This is a genomic window from Cupriavidus sp. D384, from assembly GCF_001652915.1.
Lineage (GTDB): Bacteria > Pseudomonadota > Gammaproteobacteria > Burkholderiales > Burkholderiaceae > Cupriavidus.
Window position 1 is genome coordinate 17,181 of sequence record NZ_BBQI01000023.1, and the last position, 20,393, is coordinate 37,573.

Sequence of the window (20,393 nt, forward strand, 5' to 3'; positions counted from 1 at the left end):
CGCACCAGGGCAGATGCTGCTGGCACGCGCAACCTGACAAAGAGGCAGCATCGGCTGCCTCTTTGCATTTGTGGCCCACAATAGCGTTTCGCGCACGCTCAAGCAGGGCGACCCCGATTTACTGCCGATGTCCCAAGCCACCAAGACCTCTCCCGTCCACCTGACCGCCGCCGCTACTGGCGCGCTGCCGCGCTACCTGTTGCTGGCGATCTGCATCATCTATGGACTGACCGGCCTGTTCGGGCGCGATCCGTGGAAGAACGAGGATGCCGCGGGTTTTGGCGTGATGTGGCAGCTTGGCTCGGGCAACCTGCAGGACTGGCTGATGCCCAATATCGTGGGCCGCACGTTCAGCGAGGATGGCCCCCTGGTGTATTGGGTGGGCGGGCTGATGATCCGCCTGTTTGGCGGCTGGCTGGGTGCGCCCGATGCGTCCCGCCTGGCGACGGCCCTGTTCTACTTCGCCACCTGCGCCTTTATCTGGTATTCGACCTACCTGCTGGGTCGCCGCGACGAAGTGCAGCCTTTTGCCTTCGCCTTTGGCGGCCAGCCCGACGCCCGATCCTACGGCCGCGCGCTGGCTGACGGGGCACTGCTGATTTTCCTGGCCTGCGTCGGCCTGGCGGTGCGCGGCCACGAAACCACCGCGCAGGTCGGCCAGGTCTGCTTTATCGCCTTCATGCTGTACGGCATGGTGCGCAGCCTGGACAAGCCCGTTCAGGGCAGTCTCTGGTTTGGCGTCGGGCTGGCGGCCCTGTGCCTGGCCAGCGGCCCGATTCTGGCTGCGGCGCTGATGGGCGCGGCGCTGATCGCAGGTGCCGTCTCGAAGCCGGTGCCGTCAAAGCGGCTGCTGATCATCGGCGTACCCCTCGCGCTGGCACTGGTCGCCGCATGGATGGCCGTGGTCTACCTGGGTGCCGCCGCCAGCGAAGATGGCGTGACCTATATCCGCGAGTGGGCGCGCTACGACCGCCACACCTACGGCCTGCCGACGCTGCCCACCACAGGCTTTATCGCGCGCAACTTCCTGCTGTTCGCCTGGCCGGTCTGGCCGATCGCGGCCTTTGCCTGGCTGTCGTGGCGCGGCATGCGGCGTGCCCCGCACGTCACACTGCCGCTGGCTATCCTGGCGATGCTGTTCCTGCTGCTGGTGCTGCAACGCAGCCCGGGGGACGTGCAGTTCATCCTGCTGCTGCCGCCGATGGCAATCCTGGCCGCCTTCGCACTGCCCACGTTGCCGCGCGCGGCGATCAACGCGGTGGACTGGTTCGCCCTGCTCTTCTTCACGATCTTCGGCGGCACGGTGTGGTTCATGTGGATCGCCAAGACCACGGGCTGGCCGCCCAAGGTCGCCAACAACGTGTTCCGGCAGATTCCCGGCTTCGAGCACACGTTCACGATCAGCGCCGTTGTCATCGCGCTGGCCGCCACCGTAGCCTGGGTGCTGGTCGTGCGCTGGCGGCTGTCGCGCGCGCCCAAGCAGATCTGGCGCCCGGTGGTGATCTCGGCCGCCGGCACGACGCTGATGTGGGTCATGGCGATGACGCTGTGGCTGCCGTCGATCAACTATGGCAAGACCTACCGTGACGTGGCAAAGGCCGCGGCCCTGGCGTTGCCGCCCACATACGAGTGCGTGCAGCCGATCCGCATGGGCGACGCGCAACTCGCATCGTTTGCGTACTTCGGCCATATCCGCTTTGGCGGCCCCGGCGACGGCTGCGACGTGCTGCTGCGCCATGACGCCGTCGACTACGGTGCACCGAGCAATGTCTCGCATTTCGAATGGCGCCTGATCTGGGAAGGCCGGCGCCCGGCTGACCGCGATGAACGGTTCCGCCTGTATCGGCTGGTCGATACCTCGCAGGCCAAGCCCGCGCAGACGCCGTCGCGACGCCGCCTGCCGCCTCGGTAACCCCTTCCAACGCGCGGGCGGCCAGCCGCCCGCGAGCGCTGCCCCGGCCCGCGCGCCGGGTGCGCCTCGAACCCAACATCCACGATGAGCAGCGCGCTGCAGGATCTTCGTCGCATCGTTCACCTGGCCGCCCCGGTACTGGTCGGACAACTGGCCGTGATCGCCTTTGGCGTCACCGACACCATCATGGCCGGCCGGGCCTCGGCAACCGATCTGGCTGCGGTCGGCCTTGGCGGCTCCATCTACGTCACGGTCTATATCAGCCTGATGGGGGTGCTCCAGGCGCTTGCGCCGGTCGCCGGGCAGCTGTACGGCGCCGGACGCACCGCCGAGATTGGCGCCGAAGTCCGCCAGGCTGCATGGCTTGGCCTGGCGCTAGCCATCCCCGGGATGCTGCTGTTGCTGTTCCCCGCCCCGCTGCTGGCCTTCGCCAAGGCGCCGCCCGAGCTGGTGGACAAGGCATCGCGCTATCTGCATATCGTGGCGTTCGGCCTGCCTGCTGGGCTGGCGTTTCGTATTTATATGGCGCTGAACAACGCGCTGTCGCGGCCGATCATGGTCACCGTGCTGCAGATTGCCGGGCTGGTGCTCAAGGTGCCCCTCAATGCCTGGTTTATCCATGGCGGTTTTGGCGTGCCGGCGATGGGCGGGCCCGGGTGCGCGCTAGCCTCTACGCTGATCACCTGGGCGTGGTGCCTGTCCGGGCTGGCTATCCTGCGCCTTGGGGCCGCCTACCAGCCGCTGGGCATCTTCGCGCGCTGGGAATGGCCGCACTGGGATCGCATCCGTCCGCTGCTTCGGCTCGGGGTGCCGATGGGGCTGACCTACCTGATCGAGATCACCTCGTTCACGCTGATGTCGATCTTCATCACGCGACTTGGCACGGAAACGCTCGCGGGACATCAGATCATCGCCAACCTGAGCGCGGTGGCGTACATGATGCCGCTGTCGTTGTCGATCGCCACGTCGACGCTTGTGGCACAGGCCATTGGGGCGCGCGACATGCTGGGCGCGCGACGCATTGGCTGGCGAGGCATCCGTTTTGGCGCCAGCCTGGCACTGGTCACAGGCGCGCTGCTATGGCTGCTGCGTGAACCGCTGCTGCATGCCTACGCCAAGGATCCGGCCGTGGTCGCCAAGGCCTTGCCGCTGATGCTGTTCGTGGCGTTCTACCAGGCCTTTGACGCCATCCAGGTGATGAGCGCGTTCATCCTCCGCGCGTACAAGATCGCATTGATCCCGACGCTGATCTATGCGGGCTCGCTATGGGGCGTGGGCCTCGGGGGCGGCTACGTGCTCGGCTTTGGCCTGATCGACGCCATGCCCGCCTTCACGCGCGGCGCCGCGGGCTTCTGGATGGCCAACAGCATCAGCCTGGCGATAGCCGGCACGCTGCTGGTACGGTATTTCAGGCAGGTGAGCCGGGTAAAGGCTACGGAGGCACGAGAGGTGGCGAAGGTGGCGTAATACCCATCCCTGCCGGACCCGTGAGCGCAAAGAAGGAAAGCCTGCATAAGCAGGCTTTCTTTTTGAGGGCTGGCATGGACGGATCAACCCCCAGGCCGCGGATTCGCTGGCAAGCGAATCCCTTCTCGCCCCGCCGGGAGCTGCGCAGGCAGCTTCCTCCGCTCCGCATGGACGAAAAAAAAGCCTGCTTGCGCAGGCTTTTTTAAATTTGGCGGAGCGGACGGGGCTCGCCTACATCCCCCAGGCCGCGGATTCGCTGGCAAGCGAATCCCTTCTCACCCCGCCGGGAGCTGCGCAAGCAGCTCCCTCCGCTCCGCATGGACGAAAAAAAAGCCTGCTTGCGCAGGCTTTTTTAAATTTGGCGGAGCGGACGGGGCTCGAACCCGCGACCCCCGGCGTGACAGGCCGGTATTCTAACCAACTGAACTACCGCTCCGTTTTCTGCTGTTACCCGGGAATCCCGGCTAACCGCTAGGCGTTTGATTACGCCTGGCTGTTTGGCGTCCCCTAGGGGATTCGAACCCCTGTACTCACCGTGAAAGGGTGATGTCCTAGGCCTCTAGACGAAGGGGACAGAAATCTGTTGCAAGCAACGTCTTCCGTCGTTTGCTGCGAAGTCCGGCATTCTACCAGATTTTTCGCAACTGGAAACAACTTTTTACTACGTCAGTTGCTTCCGAATTCTTGGTGGAGCTAAGCGGGATCGAACCGCTGACCTCTTGCATGCCATGCAAGCGCTCTCCCAGCTGAGCTATAGCCCCGAATATTTCCGGTACCACTTATAATCACAACGACTTGCGAGGCCGCGATTATATTTTGATTTTTCGAAGCTGACAACATTCGCTTCAGGTAAATCGAAAAGTGATTATCAGATAATCACCTCTCACCCAAATAAAAACCCGCTTGGTTTCACCCAAGCGGGCTCAGTCTGGCGGAGCGGACGGGGCTCGAACCCGCGACCCCCGGCGTGACAGGCCGGTATTCTAACCAACTGAACTACCGCTCCGTTTTTTGCGGTTGCTACCCGAAGCTTCGCTCCGGACAGCCAACTGGACGAATGATTACGTCCAACATCTGGCGTCCCCTAGGGGATTCGAACCCCTGTACTCACCGTGAAAGGGTGATGTCCTAGGCCTCTAGACGAAGGGGACAGAAACTTTGGTGGAGCTAAGCGGGATCGAACCGCTGACCTCTTGCATGCCATGCAAGCGCTCTCCCAGCTGAGCTATAGCCCCATAGTTACTGCCATTTACTACTGCTTGCCGCCAGATTTACTGCTTTCCGGCGAAGCGGCGATTATAAATCAATCACCATTTTTTGCAAGCCCCTTTTTCCGATTTTTCAACCGGGCCGCTTGACTTGCGTCGTGCAGCAGGGAGAACGAGATTATGCTGAAGTCTCGGCCTGAGCGCAAGCCCCTGCCGAGACATTTCTGCACATTTTTATGCAGCGGCCAGGCGGCGCAATACCGTGTCACGACCGAACAGCTCCAGCACCGCATCGATGCTCGGCGTCTGCAGTTGCCCCGCCACCAGCAGGCGCACCGGCATGGCCAGCTTGGGCATCTTCAGCCCGAACTCGGCCAGCACGGCCTTGAACGTGGCGTTGATGGCCTCGCGCTTCCACTCGGGCAACGCGGCCAGCTGGGTCGCCAGGGCCTGCACGGCAGGGCGGATCTCGTCGGTCAGGTGCTCGGTCTTCAGCGCCGCGTCGGCCTGCGGCTCGCCGCGATAGAACAGCATCGCGGTCTGCGCCACTTCCTTGAGCGTGTTGGCGCGGTCCTTGACCAGCGCGACCACACCCACCAGGTCCACGCCTTCCACCGTGCCGCCCAACGCCTCGATAAACGGGCGCGTCAGGTCGGCCAGGCGCGCGTTGTCGCCGGTCTTGATGTAGTGGTTGTTCAGCCAGGCCAGCTTTTCCGGGTTGTACTGTGCCGGCGACTTGCCCAGGTGGTCCAGATCGAACCACTCGACGAACTGCTCGCGCGTGAAGATCTCGGCATCGCCATGCGACCAGCCCAGGCGGGCCAGGTAGTTCAGCACGGCCTCGGGCAGGTAGCCTTCGTCGCGGTAGCCGGTCACGGGCATCGCGCCATGGCGCTTGCTCATCTTCTCGCCCTGCTCGTTCAGCACGGTCGGCAGGTGAGCGTAGACGGGCACTTCGCCACCCAGCGCGCCGATGATGTTGATCTGGCGCGGCGTGTTGTTGACGTGGTCGTCGCCACGGATCACGTGCGTGATCTTCATGTCGAGGTCATCGATCACCACGCAGAAGTTGTACGTCGGGGTGCCGTCCGGACGGGCAATCACCAGGTCGTCGAGTTCCTCGTTCGAAATCTCGATGCGACCCTTCACGGCGTCGTCCCATACCACGCTACCGCCTAGCGGATTCTTGAAACGCACCACGGGCTGCACGCCAGCCGGCGGCTCGGGCAGTACCTTGCCCGGCTCCGGACGCCAGAAGCCGTTGTAGCGCGGCTTTTCACCGGCCGCGCGCTGGGCCTCGCGCAGGGCGTCGAGCTCCTCGGTGCTCATGTAGCAGTGGTAGGCCATGCCGTTGTCCAGCATCTCGCGCACGACCTCGCGATACCGGTCCATGCGCTGCATCTGGTAGAACGGGCCCTCGTCGATGTCGAGGTCAAGCCAGGCCATGCTTTCCAGGATCACGTCGACCGCTTCCTCGGAAGAGCGCTCGACGTCGGTATCCTCGATACGCAGGATGAAGTCGCCCTTCATGCGGCGGGCAAACGCCCACGGATAAAGCGCGGAGCGGATGTTGCCAAGGTGGATGAAGCCGGTCGGGCTCGGCGCGAAGCGGGTGCGGACGCGTTGTGTCATGGTCGGGGAGAAACAAAAAAGCCCACGCACGGGTGCGCGCAGGCCGGATTTCGCTGAACTTTCGTTGGACGCTGCATTATACGCCCTGCCCGATTCCAGTCTGGCCACGGAATCATTTATGCTTGCCACCGGTCTGAATCCAGGCCGCGCGCATCCGTTGCCGCGATGCGCGGCCTGCCGATGCCCGGCACATCACATCCGCATTAGATTTCCACCTTCGATGCAACGACGACATTTCCTTGGCGCCTCGGCAGCCATGCTGCTGGCAGCCTGCTCGTTCGGCCCGAAGCCGACCACCCCGGCCCCCACGCCGACAACGGCCGCCGTACCGCCAGTCGCCACGCCGCCCCGGCCGATCCGGATTGGCCTGGCGCTCGGTGGCGGCGCCGCGCGCGGCTTTGCGCATATCGGCGTCATCAAGGCGCTGGAGGCCCAGGGCATTCATGCCGACATCGTCACCGGCACCAGCGCTGGGTCGGTGGTGGCTGCGCTCTACGCCACCGGCATGGACGGCTTCCAGCTCAACAAGCTGGCGCTGACCATGGACGAAGCCGCCATTGCCGACTGGGCCCTGCCCTTCGGCACCAAGTTTGGCGGCTGGCTAAAGGGCGAGGCGCTGCAGAACTATGTGAACCGGCTGGTCAAGAACCGCCCGATCGAGGCCATGAAGCTGCCGCTGGGCATCGTCGCCACCGACCTGAAGACCGGCGAGCGCATCGTATTCCGGCGCGGCAATACCGGGCAGGCCGTGCGCGCATCGAGCAGCGTGCCGGGCGTTTTCCAGCCGGTGTCGATTGCGGGCCACGATTACGTTGACGGTGGCCTGGTCGAACCGGTGCCGGTGGACGCGGCGCGCGAGATGGGCGCCGAGTTCGTGATCGCCGTGAATATCTCCGCCGATCCGTCGAGCCAGAAGAACAATGGGCAGAGCGGCGTGCTGCTGCAGACCACCGCCATCATGGGCCAGTCGATCAACCGCATGGCGCTGTCCCGCGCCGACATCGTGATCCGCCCCGACCTGCCCGACATGGGCGGCAGCGACTTTGCGTCGCGCAACCGGGCCATCCTGGCCGGCGAGCAGGCCACCTCGGCCGTGATCGGCGCCCTGCGCGAGAAACTGGCGGCGGCGCGACTGCGCCCCGCACCGGCCGGCACGATCGCCGTCCAATAGGACACCAAAGACATCGAGGGAGACGCCGCTCCTTCGTTGTCACATGTCTTGTCATCGCGTCAGCCGGGCCTGACAGGAACTGTCACCCCGATGACACAGGGTGTCACCCGTTAGTGGGGTATTTGTATTGATACAGGAAGGCAGCGGGCAACAAAAAAGGACTGCCGGAGCAGTCCTTTCTTGTTTGCGCGAACGATGCGTCAACCACCAAACATCGTACGGCCCTGGGCGTTCGGATCGAAGCGCTTGAGCGTCTCGATCATGCTACCCGTGTTTTCGACGGAGCCACGGGCGGAATCGTCGATCCGGCGGGCGCCGTTGTAGCGCGTGACCCAGTACGACGCACGCATGTCGTCAACGCGGATCTTGCTGCCGGTCGACGGCGCATGCACGAACTTGTTGTCGCCGATATAGATGCCAACGTGCGAGAACGTATGGCGCATCGTGTTGAAGAACACGAGATCGCCCGGACGCAGCTCGTTGACCGCCACTGTGGTGCCCACCTGGCTCATTTCTACGGAACGGCGCGGCAACATGAAGCCGAAGGTGTCGTTGAACACGTAGCGGACGAAGCCGCTGCAGTCCAGACCCGATTCGGGGCTGTTACCGCCGAAGCGGTAACGCACGCCAATCAGGCCCAGCGCGTTCATGACCAGGTCGCCAGCCTTGCTGGCAACGTTGCTGGTGGAGTTCATCACCGACGACAGCAAGCCGCGCTTGCCTTCCGGATGCGCGTCCGCGTCAACGCGGGCCTCGATCCGGGCGTCCGGGTCCTTGAACACCGTATCCGCCAGCACTCCATTCGACACAGTCGCACCGCAGGCAATGGCAATTCCGATAGCGGCGCGCGCCAGGGAATGAAGTACCGTCTGCATTGGTTCTCCTGATGATCGGACAAATCTGACCGGCAAATCAGACAAAGCCGGACAGCGTGAAAACATCAGGGCGGAACGTACGCAAGAAGTACGCCAGCACGACTGCACCTGCCGCGTGCAACATCGACCTTCCCCAAGGCCTGCATGCGGCGGACGAACCACCCCCGACAAAACTTATCGCGGGATAGTAAAGTACCCACCCTTGACGTGTCAAAGATGGTTACAACTTTCCCGCAAAGCGCCAGCAAATCAATGAATTAGCGCTAAAAACGTATTCTGTTTCTCGGAATCGTTATAAAGATTCCGTGTTACTTCGGCGTGACAAAGCGTGCTGCAATGCACATCATTCAGGCCGCACCCAACTGGGCTGCGGCCATCAGCTTTCTTGTATACGGATGCTGCGGCGCGCCGAGTACGGTTTCCGTCTCGCCTGCTTCCACCACTTCACCGTTTTTCATGACGATGACACGGTGCGCCATCGCACGAATCACAGCCAGATCGTGGCTGATGAACAGATAGCTGAGGTTGTACTTGTGTTGCAGCTGGGACAGCAGCGCCAATACCTGCTGCTGGATCGACACATCAAGTGCAGAAGTCGGCTCATCCAGCACCAGCACCTGGGGCTTCAGGATCAGTACCCGGGCGATGGCGATGCGCTGGCGCTGCCCACCCGAGAACTCGTGCGGATAGCGGCCCAGCGCCGTGCGGTCCAGCCCCACCTCCCGCAGCGCCTCGATCACGCGTTCGCGCATGGCGTCTTTCGACAGGCCCGGCTGATGCAGGGCCAGCCCCTCGCCCACGATCTGCTCGATCGTCATGCGCGGCGACAGCGAGCCGAACGGGTCCTGGAATACCACCTGCATGCGCTTGCGCAGCGCGCTGCGTTCCTTCTGCGAACACGCATCGAAACTGCGGCCCAGGAACTGGATCGCCCCGCCGCTCTTGCGCTGCAGCGCCAGCACCGCGTGCGCCAGCGTGGTCTTGCCGGATCCCGATTCGCCGACGATACCCACGGTCTCGCCCTCGCGCAGTTGCAGCGTGACGTCCTTGACCGCGGCAAACGCCTCCTTGCCGAACCAGCCGGCAATCCCGGCGCGCTTCTTCTGGTAGTTGACGCACAGCCCGTCGGTTTCCAGCAGCACCGGCGCCAGCGGCACCAGCGGCAATACCTCGCGCTTCGGCCGGCTGTCGATCAGCTTGCGTGTGTACGGATGATGCGGATTGGCAAAGACCTCGGCGGTTACGCCGGTTTCCACCAGCACGCCCTTTTCCATCACGCCCACGCGCTGTGCGAACGCGCGCACCATGTTCAGGTCGTGCGTGATCAGCATCACGGCCATGCCGAATTCGGCCTGCAGACTGCGCAGCAGGTCCAGGATCTGCGCGCGGATCGTGACGTCGAGCGCGGTCGTCGGCTCGTCCGCCAGCAGCAGCTTGGGGCGGCAGGCCAGCGCCATGGCGATCATTGCCCGCTGGCGCTGGCCGCCCGACAACTGGTGCGGAAAACTGTTGAAGCGGTTGGCCGCGTCGCTGATGCCGGTGCGTTCCAGCAGCGCAATGGCGCGGTCGCGTGCGGTGCGCCGATCCAGGCCCTCGTGCAGCGCCAGCGTCTCCACAATCTGGTTGCCAATCGTGTAGAGCGGGTTCAGCGCCGTCATCGGTTCCTGGAAGATCATGGCGATCTCCGATCCGCGGATGCCGCGCATCTCGCGATCGGATACCTGCAGCAGGTCCTTGCCCTCGAAGCGGATGGCGCCCTGATAACGGGCATCTTCCACCAGCCGCAGCATGGCCAGCGCCGTCACGGTCTTGCCGGAGCCTGACTCGCCCACCAGCGCGTAGCGCTCGCCGGCCCGCAGGTCGAAACTGACATCGCGCACCGCGCGCGTGGCGTGCTCGCCGTCGCCGAAGGTCACCGACAGGCGATCCACGCACATCAGCTTGGTACCGGGCTCGGGAATGTCCACCGGGTCCGGAAATACCGGATTCACCGCCATGGCGGGATTTGCGGAGTTCATGAGGTGGCCTCCGCCGCCGTGCCGCCGGCCGGCACCTTCGGTTCCACCCGGCCGCGCAACTGGGCCAGCCCCAGCCGGGTGTCGAATGCATCACGCAGTGCATCGCCCATGAACGTCAGCAGCAACAGTGTCACCACCAGCACGGCGAACGTCGACAGCGAAATCCACCACGCATCGAGATTGGCCTTGCCCTGGGCCAGCAGTTCGCCCAGGCTCGGCGTGGTCGGTGGCACGCCCAGGCCCAGGAAATCCAGGCTGGTCAGCGCCAGGATGGCCGCGCTCATGCGGAACGGCAGGAACGTGATCACCGGCGTCAGGCTGTTCGGCAGGATATGACGCCACATGATCTGCACGTTCGACAGCCCCAGGGCCCGTGCGGCCTTGACGTAGTCCAGCGACCGGTTGCGATAGAACTCGGCACGCACGTAGTCGGACAGGCCCATCCAGCCAAACAGCGACAGCAGGATGATCAGCAGTGCCAGGCTCGGCTCGAAGATCGACGCGAAGATGATCAGCAGGTAAAGCTCGGGCATCGAGCTCCAGATCTCGATGGCGCGTTGCGAAAACAGGTCGAAACGGCCGCCGAAGAAGCCCATCAGCGCCCCCGTCAGCGTGCCGATCAGCACACCGATGACGGTCAGGGCCATGCCGAACAGCACCGACACCCGGAAGCCGTACAGCAGGCGCGCCAGCACGTCGCGGCCGCGGTCGTCAGTGCCCAGCCAGTTGTCGGCCGACGGCGGCGCCGGGTTCGGTTCCTTGGCGAAGTAGTTGATCGAATCGTAGGAATAACGATTCGGCGGATAGATGGCGAAATTGCCATTCGACGTGATCCGGTCGCGGATAAACGGGTCCAGGTAGTCGGCCCGCGTCGGGAAGTCGCCGTCGAATGCGGTTTCGGGGTACGTCTTGACGATCGGGAAGTAGTACTCGCCCTTGTAGCGCACCACCAGCGGCCGGTCGCTCGACAACAGTTCGGCCCCCATGCTGAAGACGAACATGATCACGAACAGGACCAGGCTCCAGTAGCCCAGCCGGTTGCGGCGAAAGCGCTGCCAGGCCCGCTGGCGAGGCGACAGCGAATGCGGCAGACCGTTCTTGGCAGCAGCTTTCATCGGTGCATTCCCTCGAAATGAATCCGCGGATCCACCATGACATAGCAGACGTCCGAGATCAGGCGCGTCACCAGCCCGATCAGCGTGAACAGGTACAGCGTGCCAAGCACCACCGGATAATCGCGGCGCAGCACGGCCTCATAGGACAGCAGGCCCAGGCCGTCGAGCGAGAACAGCGTCTCGATCAGCAGCGACCCCGTGAAGAACGCGCCGATGAAGGCGGCCGGGAAGCCCGTGACCAGCGGGATCAGGGCGTTGCGGAACACATGCTTCCACAGCACGCGGCGCTCAGACAAACCCTTGGCGCGCGCGGTCAGCACATATTGCTTGCGGATTTCCTCCAGGAAGGCGTTCTTGGTCAGCATCGTCACCACGGCGAAGCTGCCCACCACCGACGCCGTGATCGGCAGCACCAGGTGCCACAGGTAGTCCATGACCTTGCCCATCAGCGACAGCTGGTCCCAGTCGTCGGAAGTCAGCCCGCGCAGCGGGAACCACTGCACGAAGGTGCCGCCACCGAACAGCACCAGCAGCAGCACGCCCAGCACGAAGCCCGGGATGGCGTAGCCCACCAGCACGATCATGCTGCTGATGACGTCGAACCTGCTGCCCGCCCGGATCGCCTTGGAGATGCCGAGCGGCACCGATATCAGATAGGTCAGAAAAAATGTCCAGAGCCCCAGGCTGATCGATACGGGCATCTTCGACTTGACCAGTTCCCAGACGCTGCGGTGCTGGAAGTAGCTCTGGCCCAGGTCGAACTGGGCAAAGCGCTTGAGCATCATCAGGTAGCGCTCAAGCGGCGGCTTGTCGAAGCCGTACAGCGCCTGGATTTCCTTGATCTTGTCGGGGTCCACGCCGCGCCGGCCACGGTATTCCGCGCCGCCGCCGCTGGCCTCCCCCCCGGCGCCACGCCCCTTCATCTCGAGCATCATCTGCTCGACCGGGCCACCTGGCACGAACTGGATCACGACAAAGGTGAGCGTCACCACCCCGACCAGCGTCGGGATCATCAGCAGGATGCGCTTCAGCAGATAGGCAAGCATTGGCCGTCCGAGTGGGGATGACTGGAAGACTGGGTTACTGGGTCTTCGGCGCCAGGTCCTTGCGCCACCAGCTCGAAAGAATCCAGCCTTCCGCGGTGTAGTAGTACGGCAGGCGGGTCGGATACCCCAGTTCCTTGCGGTACGACACACGGTGGAAAGCACTGTACCAGTTCGGCACGATGTAGTAGCCGTGCATCAGCACGCGGTCCAGCGCGCGCCCGGCCGTGACCAGTTCCTCGCGGGTTTCGGCGTGCAGCACCGCGTCCACGAGCTTGTCCACGGCGGGCGACTTCAGGCCGAACAGGTTGTCCGATCCGGGCATGCCGGCGGCCTCGGCCGAGAAACGGTCGCGCAGCTCGTTGCCGGGGCTCTGCGAATCCGGGAAGCGGATCGACACCATGTCGAAGTCGAAATCCTCCAGCCGCTTCTGGTACAGGGCAAAGTCGGTGGTGCGCTGGTGCACCTGGATGCCCAGCTTTTCCAGGTTGCGCACGTAGGCCGTGATGACGCGGCTCATGGCGCCGCCGTCGTCCAGGAATTCGAACACCATCGGCTCGCCCTTGGCGTTGCGCAGCGCACCATCCTCGTAGGTCCAGCCGGCCTGGGCCAGCAGGCGCCGCGCGTCGCGCAGGTTGTCGCGCAGCGACCGGGGCGCGGCGGTGGTCGGCTGCACCACATCGGCGCCAAACACTTCGGCCGGCAACTGGGCACGCAGCGGCTCCAGCAGCTTCAGCTCCCCTGCCCCGGGCCTGCCGTCGAAGGTGGTACTGGCGGCCAGTTCGCTATTGGAAAACCAGCTATCGAGCCGCTTGTAGGCCCCGTAGAACAACTGGCGATTCAGCCATTCGAAGTCCAGTGCCAGGATCAGGGCCTGGCGCACGCGCACGTCCTGGAACATCGGCTTGCGCATGTTCATGACGAAACCCTGCATGCCGGCGCCGTTGCGGTGCGGGAATTCGGTCTTGATCAGGCTGCTGTCGCGGAACTTGGTGCCGACATAGCTCTTGGCCCAGTTCTTCGAGCGGTATTCGACGATGGCATCGAATTCGCCGGCCTTGAAGGCTTCCAGCTTGGCGGTCTCGTCCTTGTAGAGCCGGTACACCACGCGGTTGAAGTTGAACGTGCCGCGCCGCACGTTCAGGTTCTTGCCCCAGTAGTTCGAATCTCGCTGGAATACGATGCCGCGACCGGCGTCGTAGCGCTCGATCTTGTACGGGCCGCTGGTGATCGGTTCCTCGAACGTGAGCTTCTCGAACGGCACCTTGGCGGTCCACTTCTTCGAGAACACGGGCAGCTGGCCGACGATCAGCGGCAATTCGGCGTTGCGCTGCTTGAAGTCGAAGCGGATCGAGCGTTCGCCGGTCACCACCACTGCCTTCACGTCGGTGCACATGCTGCGATAGCCCGGGCTGGCGGACTTGCTCATCAGCATGTCGTAGGAATACTTGACGTCGGCGGCCAGTACCGGATCGCCGTTGACGAATCGGGCCTCGGGGCGGATATGGAACGTGACCGACAGCTGGTCGGGGGCCACCGTCACATCGTCGGCCAGCAGGCCGTAGGCGCTGGCCGTCTCGTCGGCGCTGCTGATCAGCAGCGTCTCGAACATCAGCGAACTCAGGCCCGGCGCGGAGGTGCCCTTCAGCGTGAACGGGTTGAACTTGTCGAAACTGGTTCGGCGGTCGGGATTGGCCAGCGTCAGCGTGCCGCCCTGCGGCGCGTCCGCGTTGACATAGTCAAACTGGCCAAAATTTGGCGGATACTTGAGATCGCCATGGAGTGCAAAGCCGTGCGCGGCATGGCCCGATGCGGGAAAACCCGAACCCACCACGGTCAACAGTGCCAGCGCCCATTGCACTACCGCGCGTCGACGAAAGCACTGCCCTGCCGCCAGACGCGGCCAACGTGCATGAATCAGCATCCGGTTGCAGACCTCCACAATGCCCGAGACGGCCCGACGGCTTGTGGCCGGGCGAAGTTGTGCGACAATTTTACATGCGTTCGGGTGGCGCCCAACCATCCGGACATTCCCTCTACGCGGCGCAACAAACTGCGGGGATTTGCCTCCCTGCCGTGCACCGGACACGGGCCAGTGCATGAAGCATGCCCGTCCCCCACAAACAATCTGGAGAATTTATGGGATTTCTGGCAGGTAAGCGGATCCTGATCACGGGCTTGCTTTCGAACCGTTCCATCGCCTACGGCATTGCGTCGGCCTGCAAGCGCGAAGGCGCCGAGCTGGCTTTCACCTATGTCGGCGAGCGTTTCAAGGATCGCATCACGGACTTCGCCAAGGAATTCGGCTCCGACATGATCTATGACTGCGACGTCGGCAGCGATGAACAGATCGCCGCCACGTTCGCCGCTTTGGGGCAGCGCTGGGAAAAATTCGACGGTCTGGTGCATTCGATCGGTTTTGCACCGCGCGAAGCCATTGCCGGCGATTTCCTCGAAGGCCTGTCGCGCGAAGGCTTCCGCATTGCGCACGACATCTCGGCCTACAGTTTCCCGGCACTGGCCAAGGCCGCACTGCCGCTGCTGAACGACAAGGCTTCGCTGCTGACGCTGACGTACCTGGGCGCCGAGCGCGTGGTGCCGAACTACAACACGATGGGCCTGGCAAAGGCATCGCTGGAAGCCAGCGTGCGCTACCTGGCATCGGCCGTGGGCCCGAAGGGCATTCGTGCCAACGGCATCTCGGCCGGCCCGATCAAGACGCTGGCCGCGTCGGGCATCAAGGACTTCGGCAAGCTGCTCAAGCATTTCGAGGACGTGGCCCCGATGCGCCGCAACGTGACGATCGAGGAAGTGGGCAATGTGGCCGCCTTCCTGCTGTCGGACCTGTCCAGCGGCGTGACCGGTGAAATCACCTACGTCGACGGCGGCTACAACATCGTCGGCACGGCTGTCGAAGAGTAACCAGCCAGATTGCCCCCCCGCTGGCGGCAAATCTGTCCGCCACACCGAAAAGCGCCCTTCGGGGCGCTTTTTGTTTGCCCTGCCCCTTTTCAGGCCCGTGCGACCGCCTCGATCACGGCCACGGCCCGCTCGGCCGCCGGCGACAGCGTCCGCTGCGCCAGCCGCACGATTGCAAACTGCATCGTGATTTCGGGCAGCTCCGGGATATCCAGCGCCACCAGCCGGCCGGCCTCGACCAGTTCGTCGCGCACCGCCCGCGCCGGCGCCAGCAGCAGCGCGTCGGCGTGGCGCACCAGGTGCGTGAGTGCGCGGAAATCGTTGCTCTCCACCTGGAACGGCAGGTCCTCGCCGGGCTTGCAACGCAGCACCTTGCGCAGCCGTTCATGGGTCTCTGGCGGAAATACCACCGACACCAGCGCCGATTCACGCAACGTGGCCAGGCTCACCGGCCCCGCCGCCAGTGGGTGGCCGGCCCGGGCGTAGACGCCGCCCGGGCCACCGGGCAGCCGAATCACTTCGAGTTCGGCGGCGGTCGGCACGGTGCTGTGTTCGACCACCACGAAATCCACCTGCTCGGCGTGCAGGGCATCCAGCAAGGCGGCCGGATGGCTGACCTCCGTGGTGATCCGCAGCTTCGGCCATTGCCGGTGCAGCTGGCAAAGCAGTTCCGGCAGCAGGATGGCCGCCGGAAAGGCGCCCAGCCCAATCTGCACGCTGCCAATCTCGTGCTGCCGCACCAGCGCCAGGTCGCGCGCCAGGCAGCCCGATTCGAACAGGATGCGGCGGGCGCGCTCGGTCACCATGCGGCCCACCGTGGTCAGCGTCACGCCCCGTGCGCCGCGGTCGAACAGCACGGCGCCGGCCTCTTCCTCCAGCGCCTGGATGCTGCGCGTCAGCGCCGGCTGGCTCAGATGCACCCGCCGCGCCGCCGCGGCCAGCGAGCCTTCTTCCGCCACCGCCACCAGATGTTCGAGCCGCTTCAGATTCATATATGCACCCTGCGCATTGCTGCGATACAAAATTTGCAATTGAATTATAGGTGCGACGCGCTTTCAATGGATGCCTTGCCCAACCGAGGAGTCGATTTCCCATGCGCCTTGCCCGCACTGCCATGCTGGCTGCAGCCGTCCTGACCGTGCCCGCCGCACCGGTCGCACTGGCTGGCCCGAACGCCGCCACGCCGCTGACCGAGCAATCGAATGCCGAATGGCTGCGCCGCCTGCCGTTCTCGGATCGCGCCGACTTCGAAGATGCCCGGCGCGGGCTGGTCGCACGCTTTTCCGAACCGGTCATCAAGACGGCGGATGGCAAGCCGGTGTGGGATTTCAATGCCTACGCGTTCGAATCGGCGGCAGACGCCCCGAAAACGGTCAATCCCAGCTTGTGGCGGCTGGCGCAGCTGAACAACGAAGCGGGGCTGTTCAAGGTCACGGATCGCGTGTACCAGGTGCGCGGCGCCGATCTCGCCAACATGAACATCATCGAGGGCGATACCGGGCTGATCGTCATCGACACGCTGCTGACGGCCGAAACCGCCCGCGCCGCGCTGGATCTGTACTACGCCCATCGCCCCCGCAAGCCGGTAGTGGCCGTGATCTACACCCACAGCCACGTCGACCACTTTGGCGGCGTGCGCGGCATCGTCAACGAAGCCGATGTAAAGAGCGGCAAGGTGGATATCCTGGCGCCCAGCGGCTTCATGGACGAAGCGGTCAGCGAGAACGTGCTGGCCGGCAGCGCCATGAGCCGCCGCGCGCAGTACATGTACGGCACGCAACTGCCGAAAAGCGCCACGGGCCAGGTCGACACCGGCCTGGGCAAGGCCACCGCGCGCGGCACCATGACGCTGCTGGCGCCCACATCGTCGATTACCAAGCCGATAGAAACCCGGCGCATCGACGGCGTCGACTTCGAATTCCAGCTGACGCCCGGCACCGAGGCGCCAGCGGAAATGAACGTCTACCTGCCGCAGTTCCGCACCCTGTGCATCGCCGAGAACGCGGTGCGCACCCAGCACAACCTGCTGACGCTGCGCGGCGCACAGGTGCGCGACGCCAAGGGCTGGTCGTACTTCCTGGGGCAGTCGCTGCTGCGCTACGGCGAGCGCACCGACATCCTGATCGGCCAGCACCACTGGCCTACCTGGGGCCGCGAGCGCATCGTCGAAATGCTATCCGACCAGCGCGACATGTACGCATACCTGAACGACCAGGCGCTACGCCTGATGAACCAGGGCTACACGCCGCTGGAGATCGCCGATCAGCTAAAAACCCTGCCTCAGCCGCTGGCCAGCAAATGGTATGCGCGCGACTACTACGGATCGGTCAGCCACAACGTTCGCGCCGTGTACCAGCGCTACCTGGGCTTCTATGACGGCAACCCGGCCCACCTGAACCCGCTGCCGCCCGAACAGGCCGCCCGGAAGACGATCGAATGGATGGGCGGTCCCGACGCGGTGCTGGCCCGCCTGCGCGACGCCTATGCGCGCGGCGAGTACCGCTGGGTCAGCCAGATCGGCAACGAACTGGTGTTTGCCGATCCGTCGAACGCGGCCGCCCGCGCGCTGCAGGCCGACGCGCTGGAACAGCTGGGCTACCAGAGCGAGAACGCCACCTGGCGCAATATCTACCTGACGGGCGCGCAGGAATTGCGCGATGGCGTGGCCCGGCCGTCCAGCAGCGCCACCAGTTCGTCGGATCTGGTGCGCGCGCTGAGCGTGCCGAACTTCTTCGACTTCCTGGCCGTCCGGCTGAACGCCGACAAGGCCGCCGGCAAGACCCTGACGCTGAACTGGCAGTTCACCGACCTGAAGCAGCGTTATGCGATGACGCTGCGCAACAGCGCGCTGACCTACGTGGCCGAAGCCCAGCACGCGCAGCCCACCGCCACGGTCACGCTGACCAAGGCCACGCTGGACCAGATCAGCCTGAAACAGCTGACGCTGCCGCAGGCCATGCAGTCCGGCGCAGTCCGGATAGACGGCAATCCGCAAGCCGTGGCAGGCTTGTTCGGCATGCTCGACACGTTCGACCCGAACTTCAATATCGTGACGCCGCACGGCTTCCAGAAATAAGCACGACACCAGAACAACGCCGAGGAGACAGCATTCATGGGCGATAGCAGCTTCGACTACATCATCGTGGGCGCCGGCTCGGCCGGCTGCGCGCTGGCCGGACGGCTGGCAGACCAGCCGGGCGTCACCGTGGCCCTGCTCGAATCCGGGCCGGACGATCATCACCCCAGCGTCTGGACCCCGCTGGCTATCGCAAGGACGGTGCCCCAGGCCGGCCCGCGCAACTACGGCTTCCGTACCGTGCCGCAGGCCGGCCTGAACGGCCGCGAGTCGTACCAGCCGCGCGGGCGCGGGCTGGGCGGCAGTTCGTCGATCAACGCCATGCTCTATGTGCGCGGCCATCGCAGCGACTACGACCGCTGGGCCGAACTGGGCTGCGAGGGCTGGGACTACGAAACCGTGCTGCCCTACTTCCGCCGCAGCGAGTGCAACCAGCGCAATGCCGGGCGCGACGACGCCTGGCACGGCGGCAGCGGCCCGCTGCATGTCAGCGACCTGCGCACGCCGAACCCGTTCTCGCGCCGCTTCGTACAGGCGGCGGCGCAAGCCGGCCTGCCGCTGAATCAGGACTTCAACGGCGCCGAGCAGGAAGGCGTGGGGCTGTACCAGGCCACCCAGTTCAATGGCGAGCGCTGGAACGCGGCACGCGCCTACCTGCATCGCGGCAATCGTGCCGATGCGGGTCACAACGGCGGCCGCCAGAACCTTTGCGTGATGACCGGCACGCAGGCGCTGCGCATCGTGTTCGAAGGCAAGCGTGCCGTGGGCGTGGAAGTGGTACGCGACGGCCAGACCCAGACGCTGCAGGCCCGGCGCGAGGTGATCGTCAGCGGCGGCGCGTTCCATTCGCCGCAGCTGCTGCTGGCATCGGGCGTCGGCCCGGCCGATCACCTGCGCAGCCTGGGCGTGGCGGTGGTCCACGACCTGCCCGGCGTGGGGCAGAACCTGCAGGACCACCTCGACGTCATCATCGGCAAACCGGTCACATCGTGGCATCTCTACGGCTACTCGCTGCGCGGCGTGGCGCGCATGGCCGGCGAGGTCATGCGCTACCGCTGGCGGCGCACCGGCATGCTGGCATCCCCGGTGGCCGAGGCCGGCGCGTTCGTCAAGACACGGCCGGGCCTGGACGCACCCGATCTGCAACTGCACTTCGCGCCCGCGCTGCTGGGCAATTCCAATGTGCTGCGCAATGGGCGGCCCGGCCATGGCTATTCCTGCCATGCCTGCGTGCTGCGCCCGGAAAGCCGCGGCACGGTGGCGCTGGCATCACCAGACATGCGCGAGGCACCGCGGATCGATCCGCGCTTCCTCTCGGCCCCGTCCGACCTCGACGGCATGGTGGCCGGCGTAAAGCTGATGCGGCGGATCTTCGCCCAGTCGGCGCTGACGGAAGCTGGCGGCAGCGATCCGCTGAGCGCGCTGCTCGGACCCGGCGAGGGCGACGATTCGGCAATCCGCGATTTCGTGCGCGCCCATGCCGACACCATCTACCATCCGGTGGGCACCTGCAAGATGGGCGTCGACGCGATGGCCGTGGTGGACCCGCAACTGCGCGTGCACGGCGTGGAAGGCCTGCGCGTGGTGGATGCCTCGATCATGCCAACGCTGATTGGCGGCAACACCAACGCGCCCACCATCATGATTGCGGAGCGCGCCGCCGACCTGCTGCGCGCGGCTGCCTGACCGGCCAGGCTGCGGCAGCCTGGAGCAGGCCGGATCAGCCTGCCCCGATGTCACCGGTTCTCCACCCCAAAACGCGTGGCATGGCAGGGACGAACCACTGACGCGATGGCGGGCCGATGCAGTTTGTCGGTGTAGGCCATACCGCCGGTGGCAAGAAATGCGTCCGCTCCGGGGGCGCTCCCGCCGCCTAGCTGTGAAGCGTCAAGACGTTATTTCCTGACGCTGGAAGTCGGGACATGGGCGCAAGGCCGCCAATACCGCTATGTGGTCG

At 64.8% G+C, this 20,393-nt stretch carries 13 protein-coding genes and 6 tRNA genes; 6 read left to right on the plus strand and 13 right to left on the minus strand.

All coding sequences use genetic code 11. The features are described 5' to 3' along the window. The first annotated feature begins 127 nt into the window (after positions 1-127). Both A9J21_RS09225 and A9J21_RS09230 read left to right on the plus strand, forming a co-directional pair. Positions 128-1,912, plus strand: a complete 1,785-nt coding sequence (locus A9J21_RS09225; protein ID WP_066734422.1) for a glycosyltransferase family 39 protein — start codon at positions 128-130, stop codon at positions 1,910-1,912. Between the two features lie 84 nt (positions 1,913-1,996). Next, complete coding sequence (locus A9J21_RS09230) at positions 1,997-3,379, plus strand: MATE family efflux transporter (RefSeq protein WP_066734377.1); 1,383 nt, start codon at positions 1,997-1,999, stop codon at positions 3,377-3,379. 359 nt (positions 3,380-3,738) lie between these two features. On the opposite strand, the gene A9J21_RS09235 is transcribed toward A9J21_RS09230, so the two are convergent. The 7 genes from A9J21_RS09235 to gltX form a co-directional block, all read right to left on the minus strand. Further along, positions 3,739-3,815: transfer RNA gene (locus A9J21_RS09235), tRNA-Asp, on the minus strand. A 62-nt stretch (positions 3,816-3,877) separates the two neighbouring features. Then, positions 3,878-3,953 (minus strand) — tRNA-Glu (locus A9J21_RS09240). Positions 3,954-4,064: 111 nt separating this feature from the next. Next, positions 4,065-4,140, minus strand: a tRNA-Ala gene (locus tag A9J21_RS09245). Positions 4,141-4,308: 168 nt separating this feature from the next. After that, positions 4,309-4,385, minus strand: a tRNA-Asp gene (locus A9J21_RS09250). A 69-nt stretch (positions 4,386-4,454) separates the two neighbouring features. Next, a tRNA-Glu gene (locus A9J21_RS09255) sits at positions 4,455-4,530 on the minus strand. A gap of 8 nt (positions 4,531-4,538) precedes the next feature. Further along, positions 4,539-4,614: transfer RNA gene (locus tag A9J21_RS09260), tRNA-Ala, on the minus strand. Positions 4,615-4,821: 207 nt separating this feature from the next. Continuing rightward, on the minus strand, positions 4,822-6,219 hold the full coding sequence (gene gltX / locus A9J21_RS09265) for a glutamate--tRNA ligase (RefSeq protein WP_066734380.1): 1,398 nt from the start codon (positions 6,217-6,219) through the stop codon (positions 4,822-4,824). Positions 6,220-6,439: 220 nt separating this feature from the next. Between gltX and A9J21_RS09270 the strand changes: the two genes are divergently transcribed. Next, positions 6,440-7,390, plus strand: coding sequence for a patatin-like phospholipase family protein (locus A9J21_RS09270; protein ID WP_066734383.1), 951 nt, complete (start codon positions 6,440-6,442; stop codon positions 7,388-7,390). 200 nt (positions 7,391-7,590) lie between these two features. Here A9J21_RS09270 and A9J21_RS09275 read toward each other — a convergent pair whose 3' ends face one another. The 5 genes from A9J21_RS09275 to A9J21_RS09295 form a co-directional block, all read right to left on the minus strand. Beyond that, positions 7,591-8,265, minus strand: a complete 675-nt coding sequence (locus A9J21_RS09275) for a C40 family peptidase (protein WP_066734394.1) — start codon at positions 8,263-8,265, stop codon at positions 7,591-7,593. A 347-nt stretch (positions 8,266-8,612) separates the two neighbouring features. Beyond that, complete coding sequence (locus A9J21_RS09280) at positions 8,613-10,283, minus strand: ABC transporter ATP-binding protein (protein ID WP_404851357.1); 1,671 nt, start codon at positions 10,281-10,283, stop codon at positions 8,613-8,615. After that, the gene (locus tag A9J21_RS09285) at positions 10,280-11,398 is read right to left on the minus strand and encodes an ABC transporter permease (protein WP_066734398.1); all 1,119 of its coding nucleotides are present in this window, start codon (positions 11,396-11,398) and stop codon (positions 10,280-10,282) included. The genes A9J21_RS09280 and A9J21_RS09285 overlap by 4 nt, the downstream gene beginning before the upstream one ends. Continuing rightward, positions 11,395-12,444, minus strand: a complete 1,050-nt coding sequence (locus tag A9J21_RS09290) for a microcin C ABC transporter permease YejB (protein WP_066734400.1) — start codon at positions 12,442-12,444, stop codon at positions 11,395-11,397. Before A9J21_RS09290 ends, A9J21_RS09285 begins: the two co-directional genes overlap by 4 nt. 34 nt (positions 12,445-12,478) lie before the next feature. Next, a complete protein-coding gene (locus A9J21_RS09295; RefSeq protein ID WP_066734410.1) occupies positions 12,479-14,365 on the minus strand; it encodes an extracellular solute-binding protein in 1,887 nt (628 codons plus the stop codon). Positions 14,366-14,580: 215 nt separating this feature from the next. Here A9J21_RS09295 and fabI point away from each other — a divergent pair, with 215 nt between their 5' ends. Beyond that, the gene (fabI, locus tag A9J21_RS09300; protein ID WP_066734412.1) at positions 14,581-15,363 is read left to right on the plus strand and encodes an enoyl-ACP reductase FabI; all 783 of its coding nucleotides are present in this window, start codon (positions 14,581-14,583) and stop codon (positions 15,361-15,363) included. Between the two features lie 89 nt (positions 15,364-15,452). On the opposite strand, the gene A9J21_RS09305 is transcribed toward fabI, so the two are convergent. Next, positions 15,453-16,352, minus strand: a complete 900-nt coding sequence (locus A9J21_RS09305) for a LysR family transcriptional regulator (protein ID WP_066734425.1) — start codon at positions 16,350-16,352, stop codon at positions 15,453-15,455. A gap of 101 nt (positions 16,353-16,453) precedes the next feature. On the opposite strand from A9J21_RS09305, the gene A9J21_RS09310 reads away from it, so the two are divergent. Together A9J21_RS09310 and A9J21_RS09315 are read left to right on the plus strand one after the other, a co-directional pair. Next, complete coding sequence (locus A9J21_RS09310; protein ID WP_066734414.1) at positions 16,454-18,436, plus strand: alkyl/aryl-sulfatase; 1,983 nt, start codon at positions 16,454-16,456, stop codon at positions 18,434-18,436. A gap of 36 nt (positions 18,437-18,472) precedes the next feature. Then, on the plus strand, positions 18,473-20,122 hold the full coding sequence (locus A9J21_RS09315) for a GMC family oxidoreductase (protein ID WP_066734417.1): 1,650 nt from the start codon (positions 18,473-18,475) through the stop codon (positions 20,120-20,122). Positions 20,123-20,393 lie beyond the last annotated feature (271 nt).